The 12,433-nt window shown below is 44.3% G+C and carries 13 protein-coding genes; all 13 read right to left on the reverse strand.

Translation table 11 applies throughout. The features are described from left to right. Positions 1-194 precede the first annotated feature (194 nt). The 13 genes from recA to Q7P41_RS10515 all read right to left on the reverse strand — a co-directional run bounded on the left by recA (position 195) and on the right by Q7P41_RS10515 (position 12,387). A complete protein-coding gene (gene recA, locus Q7P41_RS10455; protein ID WP_303884078.1) occupies positions 195-1,340 on the reverse strand; it encodes a recombinase RecA in 1,146 nt (381 codons plus the stop codon). Positions 1,341-1,343: 3 nt separating this feature from the next. Next, positions 1,344-1,946, reverse strand: a complete 603-nt coding sequence (thpR, locus tag Q7P41_RS10460) for an RNA 2',3'-cyclic phosphodiesterase (protein ID WP_303884098.1) — start codon at positions 1,944-1,946, stop codon at positions 1,344-1,346. Then, the gene (locus Q7P41_RS10465) at positions 1,915-3,159 is read right to left on the reverse strand and encodes a nicotinamide-nucleotide amidohydrolase family protein (protein ID WP_303884079.1); all 1,245 of its coding nucleotides are present in this window, start codon (positions 3,157-3,159) and stop codon (positions 1,915-1,917) included. Before Q7P41_RS10465 ends, thpR begins: the two co-directional genes overlap by 32 nt. 4 nt (positions 3,160-3,163) lie before the next feature. Then, positions 3,164-3,625 (reverse strand): phosphatidylglycerophosphatase A, encoded by a 462-nt coding sequence (locus Q7P41_RS10470; protein WP_303884081.1) that lies wholly within the window; start codon positions 3,623-3,625, stop codon positions 3,164-3,166. Beyond that, complete coding sequence (gene rimO, locus Q7P41_RS10475; RefSeq protein ID WP_303884083.1) at positions 3,606-4,925, reverse strand: 30S ribosomal protein S12 methylthiotransferase RimO; 1,320 nt, start codon at positions 4,923-4,925, stop codon at positions 3,606-3,608. Before rimO ends, Q7P41_RS10470 begins: the two co-directional genes overlap by 20 nt. Continuing rightward, entirely contained in the window at positions 4,925-5,812 is an 888-nt protein-coding gene (locus Q7P41_RS10480; protein ID WP_303884084.1) for a helix-turn-helix domain-containing protein, read from the reverse strand. The genes rimO and Q7P41_RS10480 overlap by 1 nt, the downstream gene beginning before the upstream one ends. Before the next feature lie 3 nt (positions 5,813-5,815). Then, complete coding sequence (gene rpe / locus Q7P41_RS10485; RefSeq protein WP_303884085.1) at positions 5,816-6,490, reverse strand: ribulose-phosphate 3-epimerase; 675 nt, start codon at positions 6,488-6,490, stop codon at positions 5,816-5,818. Further along, positions 6,487-7,614, reverse strand: coding sequence for a PASTA domain-containing protein (locus tag Q7P41_RS10490; RefSeq protein ID WP_303884087.1), 1,128 nt, complete (start codon positions 7,612-7,614; stop codon positions 6,487-6,489). Before Q7P41_RS10490 ends, rpe begins: the two co-directional genes overlap by 4 nt. Positions 7,615-7,626: 12 nt before the next feature. Next, on the reverse strand, positions 7,627-8,943 hold the full coding sequence (locus Q7P41_RS10495; RefSeq protein WP_303884089.1) for an RsmB/NOP family class I SAM-dependent RNA methyltransferase: 1,317 nt from the start codon (positions 8,941-8,943) through the stop codon (positions 7,627-7,629). Next, complete coding sequence (locus tag Q7P41_RS10500; RefSeq protein WP_303884091.1) at positions 8,940-9,638, reverse strand: DUF6391 domain-containing protein; 699 nt, start codon at positions 9,636-9,638, stop codon at positions 8,940-8,942. The genes Q7P41_RS10495 and Q7P41_RS10500 overlap by 4 nt, the downstream gene beginning before the upstream one ends. 91 nt (positions 9,639-9,729) lie before the next feature. Next, a complete protein-coding gene (locus Q7P41_RS10505) occupies positions 9,730-10,425 on the reverse strand; it encodes a zinc metallopeptidase (RefSeq protein WP_303884093.1) in 696 nt (231 codons plus the stop codon). 134 nt (positions 10,426-10,559) lie between these two features. After that, positions 10,560-11,690, reverse strand: a complete 1,131-nt coding sequence (locus Q7P41_RS10510) for a DegT/DnrJ/EryC1/StrS aminotransferase family protein (RefSeq protein WP_303884095.1) — start codon at positions 11,688-11,690, stop codon at positions 10,560-10,562. A gap of 31 nt (positions 11,691-11,721) precedes the next feature. After that, positions 11,722-12,387, reverse strand: coding sequence for a GntR family transcriptional regulator (locus Q7P41_RS10515; protein ID WP_303884096.1), 666 nt, complete (start codon positions 12,385-12,387; stop codon positions 11,722-11,724). Between the last annotated feature and the right edge of the window lie 46 nt (positions 12,388-12,433).

Here is a 12,433-nt window from a genome sequence, read left to right on the forward strand (position 1 = left end):
TCAATACCAACAGCGCAAAAATATCCTTTAGGAAGAGTGTTTTCTTTTATTTCTCGTCCTGATTCTTCCTACGAATATTCGCGCGACTATCAACGTCTGCGCTCAAGGTTTTACATAGAACTAAAAAATAGGAAACCTTGCTTTACGAACACATTTTCTTATAGCATATGTCCAAAAAACCGTTAAGACTTCAACTAATCCGCGCTTTCTACATCCAGCTCAAGCACGTCCTCCTCGCCCAGCAGCGCCCTTTCCATCGCTTCATCTTCATCTCGATCTTCTGTATCTTCATCCTCGAAACTTTTTGGTGGCAACAAATTTACTAACCCGGAAGTTTCGGCTACGATGCCCATCACCTCACGGGATATTTCTTCCATGAGCTCCGGCTGTTCTTCCAACAATTGAGTTACCTTTTCCTTACCCTGTCCCAGAGTTTCTCCTTTATACGCCAACCAGGATCCTTTCTTCTTAACCACATCCATGTCTATCGCCATATCCAAGACTGCCATTGCCTTTGGAATTCCCTTCCCATATATCAGCGATGCATGAGCAGTCCTAAAGGGAGGAGCTTGTTTATTCTTTACTACCTTTATCCACAGCTCGTGACCAATGATGCTGTCTCCCCTCGTAATAGACTTGCCTCTCCTCACCTCTATACGAACGGAACTGTAAAACTTCAACGCCCTTCCGCCCGTCGTCGTCTCTTGGGCTCCCCCGTACCCTGACATTCCTATCTTCGCTCTCAGTTGGTTTATAAAGACAACAATGCATTTACTTTTTGATATGGAACTGGCCAACCTTCTGAGAGCATAAGACATCAAACGAGCCTGCAATCCCACCTGAGTCTCCCCAATTTTCCCGTCTATTTCCGCTTGAGGCGTAAGCGCCGCGACAGAATCTATGACGATAATATCGACCGCGCCACTTCTGACCAAGGAATCCAAGATATATAATGCCTGCTCACCACTGTCGGGTTGAGAGATAAACAGGCTCTTGGCATCAACACCCACGGAAATAGCCAGAGATGGATCTAAGGCATGCTCTGCGTCGATGAATGCAGCTACCCCACCCATCTTTTGCGCTTCAGCCAGAGGATGAAGAGCAAGTGTAGTCTTGCCAGATCCTTCGGGTCCAAAAATTTCGATGATTCTCCCTCGAGGCAACCCTCCTATGCCTAAAGCAACATCTAGGGGCAATATGCCCGTTGGGATAACTTCAACCGGCGAAACGCCACCATCGCCTAACCGCATTATAGCTCCATCCCCAAATTTACTCTTTATATCGGAAATGGCCTGTTGGAGTATATCTTCCCTAGTTTTGGGATTTTCTTTTTTTGCCATATTCTATGCGGCACCTCCTAGATGATAACGAGCTAGAGGGGTATAAATGGCCCCCTCAGGTGTTAGGTCACTTTTCATAAAAGTGAGCACTTTTACATGCCATAAAAGCTTTGGAAACTCCACCAAAGGCAGATGCTCCACAATGGAGGGAGTAATATCAGATGGCCTTTTAATCCTCGCCAGTGTCAAATGCGGAGAAAACGGTTTATCATCCCTATGGACTTCTCTGAAAGAAGAGCATACATCTTCCACTATCGATTGTAGTCCTAATAGGGAAGTCAAATCGCCAGACACTCCTAACCACAAAACTCTTGGTCGTTTTAACGTTGGGAAACCCCCTATGCCGGAAAGCTCTAGAATAAAGGGTTCAATATTGGACTGTTTTATACTTTCCTGTAACCGCTGAATCATAATTTCAACGGTAGCTTTTGGTAGATTTCCGCAAAATTTGAGCGTTAAATGGAGTGCTTCTTCCCTTGCCCATTTTAAATTTGGAGCAAGAGCGCTAAGTTTTTTTATCAATTTCCAAATCTCATCTTTCAAAGGCTCGTCTAATTCAATACACACAAAACACCTAATTCGATCCTTCACTTCTTCTTTTGCCATCAAGCTTCTTTAATTCCCTCCAAACCGCCTCTAGGGCAATATTATTACTCCAAAGACGAATCATTTCCCTATCTCCCTGAAGATGCCTTGTCCACGTCCTGTGATTTTGCAAACATGTCACAGCAAAACAAACAGTACCAACAGGTTTATGCAAGCTTCCGCCAGAGGGTCCGGCTATGCCAGTGATGGACGCTGAACAATCAGTCTCGAAAAGATTAGCAGCACCGCGAGCCATTGCAAGAGCGCATTCCTCACTAACAGCTCCAATTTTTTCTATCACTTCCTTCGGAACCCCCAATACTGTCTCTTTGGCTTGATTGCTGTAACAAACAGCACTGCCAACGAAGACCGAAGAGGCTCCTGGAACCTTTGTAATCGATTCTCCTACCATACCTCCCGTACAAGACTCGGCAAAGGCTATGTTAATATCTAATTTCGATGCTAGATTAATTATAGCTTCTTCCAAGTTATCTACCCCTTCAGGAAGGACATCGTTTTCTAAAATTCCCCTTATTTCTGCTTGCAAGGATGAAACCAAACTTTCGGAGCCTCTGATTGCCACAGTAACCACATTTGGCTCCGGCAAAAACATAATGTTGGCGGGATATCTTTGAACGATGTCAGCTATACGGTCCTTCAGCTGTACCTCAGGCCAACCAATAACCTTGCACAGGGCAAAATGCAACAAGGCTTCTTTCTCCAAAGAATCCAGTAAATGTTTTGCCATGGCCTTAAATTCTTCAGGGACACCCGGAAGAGCAAAAATCTCAGTTTCTTTTACGGTAATGGCAAAACCAAGGGCAGAACCTAAGGGGTTGTGAATCGGCCGTGCACCTTTTGGCATGGAAGCTTGTTTTTCGCGAGATCGCTCAAGATTCTCCCTGGATTCCAACGGATACCTTGCGATTATCTGGTCGTACGCTTCGTCATCCCTCACAAGCGGTAAATTCAAAAACTTGGCTAAGGCTTCCCTCGTTCTGTCATCATGTGTGGGTCCCAACCCACCGGAAATTACGATGAGTGTGACCTTTCCTGCCCAACGATTAAGCAGATCGACCAAAACCTCCTCATCATCCCCTATTACCTCCAAAGCCACTACATCATAACCATGAAGCACCAATTCTCTAGACAGCCAATAGGCATTGGCCTCCTTTTTAAGCCCTAAAATCAACTCATCGCCAACAGCAATTAATACCGCGCTTTTTTCGATCATCATTTTACCTCGCAAGAATAGTCACGAAACCACCCTCAAAATAAAGCCACTTTACAGCACATAAAATAAGGTTGGCTATTATGCCTCCTACAACATCATCTGCCATTATCCCCCAACCACCTGGGGCCTTTTCGGTCCAAGAAATTGGGAAAGGCTTAAATATATCAAGTATCCTGAACAAAAAAAGCCCAGCAATGATATGACCAGTCGAATGCCCATATAACGCAAACCAAGTTCCCACCACTTCATCGATGACTACCTCTTTAGGGTCTTTCTCCCCTTTCTTCTTAGAATATCGGTCTGAGACGAAGACCCCAATTAACATAATCATAATTATCATCCACAAGGCGGGCCTAAAGAAGATAAGAAGGCTAGCAGCAATACAAGACGCCAAAGTGCCCGGCATCGATGAGATTCGACCAATCCCCCATAAGACAGCTGCTTCTTCAATCAGATTGCCCTTCATCGAATATGACCTCAGCTTCCATATCATGTTCAGAAGCGGATATGACCTTTACCTCTGCAAAAGATCCCGGAGCCAAATTGTCCGCATTCCTTATTACAATCAAGCCATCGACCTCAGGAGCCTCCCTAAAAGATCTTCCTAAAGCATAACCACCGTAACTGTCAGTTTCTTCTATTAGCACCTTAAGCGATCGATTTAGAAAACGTTCTTGACGCCGCAATGAAACAAAAGCTTGCAATTCCATTAGCGTATCGTATCTATTTCGCTTGACTTTCTCCGGAACTTGCCTCTTTAAGTTGGCAGCTTCAGTGCCATCCTCGGGCGAGTACAAAAACGCGCCAACCCTATCGATCTCCATCTCATCAAGAAAGTGAAGAACTTTTTGAAATTTAATGTCGTCCTCTCCGGGAAACCCGACCATTATCGTAGTTCTCAAGGCAAAGTCCGGATCAATTTCCCTTGCATATGAAAATATCCTCTTCAAATCCGGTTCGGTAACTTTTCGATTCATGGATGAAAGAATTTCATCGTCAACATGTTGAATGGGAATATCCAGATACCTCAAAACTTTTTTACAAGAAGCTATGTGATCCATAGTCTTTTCGTCTATGTGAACTGGATGAAGATATAAAAGCCTAACCCATGTATCCGGTGGGAGTTCTTTATCGAGGGTTTTCAGTAATTCAGTTAAATGAGGTTTACCGTCGCCCTCTATGCCATAGGCTGCGATATCCTGCCCTACGAGGCAAAGCTCTTTCGCACCTTGAGAGACTAAAAGTTGAGCTTCTTCAATAATTTCCCCAATTGGCCTACTTCTTAAAGGACCGCGAATTTTGGGTATCGTACAGTAGCTGCATCGATTGTTACACCCTTCCACAATCTTAAGATAACGACTCCACTTAACGGTCTCCGGAATGAAACCACGCGCACGCGAATCAAAGCATATCTCATTTTTCCCCAGATAAGTTAAAACTTTCTCCCATTCTTCAGCTCTTGCCCATATATCAACTGTAGGAAATTCCTTTTTTAGATCATCCCCGTAGCGATTTAAAAGGCATCCCAAAATCCCGATCTTTTTGACCTTCCTGGAGTTCTTTAATTCTTCAAGTTGCAAGGCAACATCTATGCTTTCCCTGACTGCTGGTTCTATAAAAGCACAAGTATTAACTAACGCTATATCCGCTAAATCTGGCGTATCGACAATCTCAAATCCTTCTGAAACCATCATTCCGGCAAGGTTTTCACTGTCAACTTGATTTTTAGCGCATCCCAAACTGAGAATAAATACTTTCTCACCCATTAATCAACCTTCACAACCTTCCCATCAGCCTGATAAAGGAGCGTGATAACCGAAGCACGCTTGTCAGGTATCTCCGGAACTTTTCCCATCCATTTTATATCCACAGTGGAGAAATTTCCAAAGCGAACCCTCAACGGCTCGTTTTTTGTTTCAAAGATCTTGCTCTCGTTTCTCCTAAGGGTTCCTTCGTATATCTTTTCGTCACCTCTTAAAACTCGAATCCAGCAGTTTCCCCTCGCAGCCGTAATTTCTAGAGTTTTAGGCAACTCTTCTGTGGGCTTTTGTTTTTCTTTCGCTTCTTGTAGCAAAGGCGTTGATGGCAAAGTTGCTTTTTCCTTCAATTCATCCGTAAGGGTTATTTTTCCTTGAACTCCCTCCGTTTCATTGAGGACTGTTAAAATATCTTCGGGAGTTTTAATCGTTTCTTTCGCAATTTCCTCAGAGGGCGCAATCTGACTTTGCTGTTTAATAACGTTGATTATGTGCTCCCTTCGAACATATAAAAGACCGCCACTTGTTACCAAAAGCACGATCAAGACAGCATACACCCACCATCGGGAGGTGGTTTTAAACCCTTTTGGCGGTGGCGTGTAGGTGCCCAATACTTGTGAAATCTCCACCTGCTCATCAAGAGCAACAAGAGAATCATATTGAGGCCAAAGCCTTTCTAGCTTCAAATAATTCAGATATTCCTTGATGAAACATCGAGCAAAGGCTTTCCCCGGAAGCTCGTCTATAGAGCCGCTTTCGATGGCCATAAGATGTCTTCGGGGTATTTTTGTATCTTTAACTACGTCTTCTAACGATATCCCCTTCTCCTCTCGCGTACGGCGTAAAATCTCTCCAAGTTCTGCGAGATTTTTGTCTTGAAAACCGTTTTCATTCATCAGTTATCGGAACACCTCCATTATCTTGTTCCGCATAGCTTTCAATGCTTGAGCAGGATCTTCATGGCCAAACACAGCGTTTCCAGCGACAACCACATCACAGCCATGACGTACAACGTCTTGTATATTGTCAAGCCCTAACCCTCCATCCATTTCTATCAGAAAATTAAGGTTATTTACAGTTCTCTCCCGGTAAAGCCATTCAACTTTTTCAAGAACTTGTGGGATGAATTCTTGGCCACCAAACCCGGGATTTACGGACATTACCAAAATCATGTCAACTGAAAAAAGCAGAGGTGCGACCCATTCTACAGGTGTGCCTGGATTAATGGCAAGGCCACACTTTGCCCCTCCATCTCGTATACATTGTAAAACTCTATGTGCATGAGGCGTAGATTCAATCTGTATGGTCAAATAGTCAACTTTTAACGGAAGAAATAAATCTATGAAATTTTCTGGGGGCTCGACCATTAAGTGGACATCGATGGGAGACGTAATGTCATGCCTGCTTTTAAGAGCAGAAACCAAAGATGGTCCATAAGCTAGGTTCGGAACAAAATGTCCATCCATGACATCGATATGCAGCCAATCATATTCACCCTTAATCTTTTCGATATCCCTAGCTATGTTTAGCGGATCGGCTGACAAAAGAGATGGCGCTAAGATCACCTTTCTCAAAAGTACCTCTCCTCCCAAACAAACTCTCCTCCCAAATAAATAGTGACGACTAGTTCTTCAGTGTAGGGCACATCGAGCTTTATGTATTCGCCACCCTTTACCTCTTTGTTCAAAACCGTTCTCTCACCACGCTTATCCGTGGCTTTAATTTCAAGGCTCAGCGGTCGTGATAAAGGGGGAACGGGATAACGTATCTTAGCTTGTTTGGCTTCTTTTTGCTCACTCACATCTTTTTCCTGTAAGGGCAATTCAGTTGTTTTGGCAGGCTCCGTTTTCACGGCGCCTTTTTCTTGACTGGATTGCAATGACTCAGACGAAACAGCAGGTTTAGATGGCACTATAACCTTGTCCTGAGGTATTACGGCTCCAGGCACTCGAGCCATCTCCTGAGTTTGCGGTTTTTGTGGCGCCTTGCCGCTAGATACAACTAGCGTCACCTGGCTCCCCCTGGTAACTTGTGTTCCTTCTTTCGGCCTGGTTGCCATTACAATACCTTGCTGTGTAGAAATAGTATCTACATATTCAATGTTCTTAGCGAATATACCAATATCGCTTAATGCCTTTTTAGCTTCATCTACGTTCATTCCCGTAACGTTAGGCAATGGAAAAACATCATGTTCGCCAACATTCGGACCAAGGCTAACTAAAACATTGACCCTGGTCTTCAAGGGTGCTCTCGAAGGTGCTGCTGGACTTTGCGCTATTACTACACCAGGAGGTATATTCTTGTCATAAATACGAAGGACATCTCCGGCAACAAAACCAGCTTCTTCTATTTTATGTAAAGCGCTCTCATATTGCATTCCCCTTATGTCCGGAAGAGGAAATCGCTCGCCGCTGCTACTCACTTTTAATATAGCAACTCTGCCACGCTTGATCTTTGTCCCGGCCTCGGGCAATTGCTCCAACACAACACCCGGCTCTTTGTAAGAGCCGACTTCTTCAACTCGAGGCAATAATCCCAACTGCTGCAAGCGCTCCATGGCCACGATAACGCTCTCGCCCACCAAATCAGGCATCATCGTGGAGCCGCCACCGAAAAAGACAAAATACAATATTGTCAAACCACTACATACCAACACGAGTAAAACAACTAACAATGAGAGGCTAACCCAGCGCCTCATCTCTTTCCCCCCTCAGCGTTTCATCAAAACACATAAGAAGAATCCATCCACCCAGGGACTGCTTGGCCATGTATAATAGCCAAATGGCCTTCCTCTCTGTAATGGAAAATCTCCTCCATCGATCTCGATTTCAATGATGTCAGGCGTAGAACACAACACTTTTCCCACGGTTGCTTCGTTTTCTTCTCTAAACATGCTACATGTACTGTAAACCACAATTCCTTCTGCTGCAACAAGATCTACAGCACGTCTAAGTAAATCCCTTTGAAGGCGAGAATACGACCTCAACTTGCTTGCCGAAAGCTTCCACTTGCCCTCAGGATGTCTGCTCCATGTACCACTCCCGGAACAGGGTGCATCCAACAATACCACATCTGGCGCTTCATCTGGAACTAATTCGAGGGAATTTCCGGCTTTCCATACAGAACGCTCGAGCACGCCCAATCTTTCAAGTTCCCTCTGCCCTGTATATACTTTCTTTTTTGAAATATCCCACGCTTCTATTATCGTATTTTGTGTTTTCTCCAGGATATGGCCGGTTTTTATGCCACGACCTGCGCACATGTCCAATACTCTTCTCTTTCCCGCAGATAAGGAAACAACCTTTTCGGAAACAAAGATGGAAGACTCTGTCTGAGGGGTCCATGAGCCTTCACTATACCCGATGATTGAAGGCGGATGCCCAAAAGAAAGGCTTCTTAGCACATAAGAAAAGTACGGGGATTTCCAGTTTTTTATACCTCTTTTCGAGAGTTGAGAACTCATTTCATCGATAGATGCCTTTGGCGACAACCTAAAAGACAGGTAGGGCTTGATGATCTGGGCAATGAGAAGCTTTTTGGTTAATTCCATCCCCCAACTTTCAGCCCACCGACGTGCTATCCAATGTGGCAAACCCCATAGCAAGGCTTGATCGAACAAGTTTGGGCTATCTTTTAGCTTCTCAATTCTAAGCTTGCCTTCGGATGCGATCCTTCTAAGTACAGCGTTGACGAGCGCCGCATCTGTAGGCCTTTTTTTCTTCGCAACTTCCACGAAAGCATTGACCAGCGCCTGCGGAAAGAAGTGCTTAATCTCGAGCAAACCCGCACAACCCAATATCAAAATGTCCTTGGTTATAGGAACGAGGGACTCAAGGGGCCTGTGTAGGAAAGATTTAACTATGTCCACCCAGAGGCTGTAACGACGCATACCGCTATACACCAGAGTGGAAGCCAACTGTCGTTCTCCTTCGACTAAATCTTCGCCAAAACGTCTTAAAGCTTGCGAAAGAAAGATGCCACGCCGCGTTTCGCCCCATATGGCTATCGCAGCTTCAACGCCCCTCACGGGTTTATCACCTCAATATTAAGCCCCTCCTCGGGCTGCCTGGTTAATATGAACAGCTCTGCCGGCATCATAAATTTCATTCCCAGAAAACTAACAGGTTTCGATCTAATTTCGACCCCCTCTATAGTCATGCCCCTTACATCCTGGCTCGTCGTAACGTAATACTGCACAATCTTGCTGAAAAAGGCTCCGAAAACGTGGGCACACAGTATGGCAAGCAAAATAGAGACTAGGCTTAAATGTTTGGTAATTATCAAGAGACCCACAAATACAATTGCAGCTAAAGTATTTGTAACAACTATTGTCGTCCCGCACCTTGGGTGAACGGCCAATTTCCTTTCCCCGCGGCTCATCCTGTATAGCCCTTCACGAGCAGCCGCTAATGCTAGATAAGGATCTAATGTTCCTTTCAGTGTGAACCCATCTTCATAGGCCATTCCAGCTATATTTGACGGCCCATAACGTTCCTCAATCACGTTGACGGTGGCATGCTCTAAAGCGTGATTACGTCTTACCTTTTTGTTGAATAAAACCCGTAAAAGTTGCCCTGGGCCTAGAATTAACCACATAAATGATTGAGCAGCGAATCCAAGGGGAATAAAAACAAACAAAAATATGAGTAAAAAAACCAAAAATAGCCCTAAGGCCCAAGGTGCAAAGAGCAACAAGAGCAAAAAAAATATGATAACAGGCATCGCTAGATCCTCCACGCTGGATAATATAGGGGGTGGGCTTACCACCCCCTATATTATCACAATTTCATTTAAGAAAAGGTTAAAAATATCGTCATTTCCTATTTGCCATGTTCCTAAAGATTAACAAACGGAAAAGCTGGGCTACTGCCATCACTGTTGCGGCCACATAAGTTAATGCTGCTGCATTTAAGACAGCCTTCGCGCCTCCGATCTCATCTTGAGCCAGTAAACCTGCATTTGTTAGATTACGTAACGCTCTAGCACTTGCATCAAATTCAACAGGTAAAGTCACAAGATGAAAGATGATTACGGCAACGAAAAACAAAATTCCTACATCCATTAAAACAGGTGCTCTGAAGAGTAGACCGATGAAAAAAAGAGGGAAAGCCAGTCCCGTTCCTAAGTTAGCCACAGGAACGATGGCGTTACGCATTTTCAATGGTTTGTAAGCATGAGCATCCTGTATGGCATGGCCCACCTCATGAGCTGCTATGCCAATAGCTGCAATGCTGGGACTCGCGTATACGCTTTCAGATAGACGTAGGGCCTTGGTTCTCGGATCGTAATGATCCGTAAGCGAACCGGAAATTCTCTCTATCGGAACGTTAGACAATCCAAAGCGATCTAATAAAACACGAGCGGCTTCATAAGCCCTTACTCCTTTTCGCGAGTATACCCTTGAAAATTGATTGAACGTTCCCTGCACTTTGATTTGGGCCCATACAGCCAAAAGTAGTGCAGGAATCAAAATCACAAAAGTCGGGTCAAAAAACATCGGAAAATACACTGATTTTCACCTCCCCACCTATACGCTCTCAAGTTATATTATATGTCAAGATCACACATTAAGTTAGCCTCGTTCAATTGTATACATTCTTGTATTCAATTCCTCTAGACCATCTCTACACAAGGCAGTATGGTTCATTGTCTATAAAACCTCGCCATGGTCTCCACCACGTATTCTTGTTCTTCAGGCATCAATTCAGGGTACATCGGCAAAGCCAAGCAGTCTTGGCTTAACTTCTCAGCTTCTGGGAAATCACCCTTTTTATAACCGAGCGAATCAAATGCCGGCTGTAAGTGCAAAGGTAAGGGATAGTATATTCTCGTTCCCACTCCATGCTCATTAAGATGCTCTATCAATGCATCCCGTTTCTTGCAACGGATCACGTACTGGTTAAATACGTGATAACCTCCCTCCATTTCGCGAGGATATTTCACGAATTCTGTTATCTCGTGAGTCTCAAAGAGCAAGTGGTAACGTTCTGCGATGATCCTCCGTTTTTTGTTCCACTCATCTACGTGGCGCAACTTGCACCGCAGTATCGCAGCCTGAATGGCGTCCAACCGACTATTCATGCCTAATTCTTCGTGTATGTAATCATTCAAAGAACCATGCGCCCTTAACTTTCTGATTCGCTTTGCCAGCGCATCAATATCGGTGGTCATAAGGCCTCCATCTCCATATCCACCCAGATTCTTCGTAGGATAGAAAGAAAAACACCCAAAAGTGCCTATAGTACCGCAACGTTTTATTTCACCATTTACCTTGCGCCATGAACCGAAAGATTGGGCACAATCTTCTATTAAATGAACACTCTTTTCACTCAAAAGAAGCTCAAGTTTCCCGATGGGAGCCATTTGGCCGAACAGATGGACGACGATCACGGCTTTCGTGCGCGATGTAATGCGTTCTTCGATCTTATTAATATCGATATTATAAGTTAAAGGGTCGATATCAACAAAAACAGGCCTTGCCCTTAACCTTACGATAGAACTGGCCGTGGCAAAAAAGGTGTATGGTGTGGTGATGACTTCATCTCCGTCTCTGACATCCAAAGCTAAAAGCGAAAGTAGGAGAGCATCCGTTCCAGAACCGCAACCGATAGCATATGCAACCTTTAAATAAGAAGCGATCTCATTTTCAAACTTTTCGACTTCATCACCCAGTATAAATTTCTGCGAATCTAACACCCTATCAAGAGCCTCTTTTATCTCACTTTTTACTGATTCATAATTTCTTTTTAAGTCGAAGGCCGGAACATGCATCATAAAAACATTATCCCCTTCCTACCTAAATAAATTAAACGGTCTTTTCCCCACATGACAATAGGGAATTTAGCGTATTTATCATATGCTCTTCCATTGCCCTCTCGGCACAAGCTATATCCTTTTCTTTTATTGAGTCAAATATCTTCTTGTGTTCCGACAGGCTCATTCGCGCAACCTCATTTATGGAAGACTTGCAAAATACCGTATAGATACTAATGCGCGCTATGCAGTTTTTAATAAAATCCTCCAAGACGCGGTTACCGCTCAATTGCGCAATGATCCTATGAAAGTCCTCATTTACCTCGAGATACTCCTCAAAGTCTTCCCTTTGAAGTGCTCTTTCCTCTCGCTTGATAGCGTCTTCAAGTTCATCAAGATCGGTAGCATCGATATTTTCAATAGCCAGCTTCACGGCTATGCTTTCCAAAGCGCCTCGCACCGCGAAGGCATCCTCGACGTCCTTTCGAGTGGGCGATACTAACCTTGCTCCAATGTTTGGGACAATTTCAAGCAACCCTTGGCTTGCCAGCCGACGCAAGGCTTCCCGTACAGGCGTTCTGCTTACTCCCAGACTAACCGCTACGTCTACCTCTGCAAGGCGTTCGCCCGGTTTAATCTGTCTCGTCAATATCCTGTGAAGCAACTCATCATAAACATAATCTGCCGAAGTCGTGTAAAGCTTTTCTTCTCTTTCCATTTGAAACTCCTCCTAAATCACATTGAGTTTAACTAAAACACGTTGC

The organism is Acetomicrobium mobile (assembly GCF_937920065.1).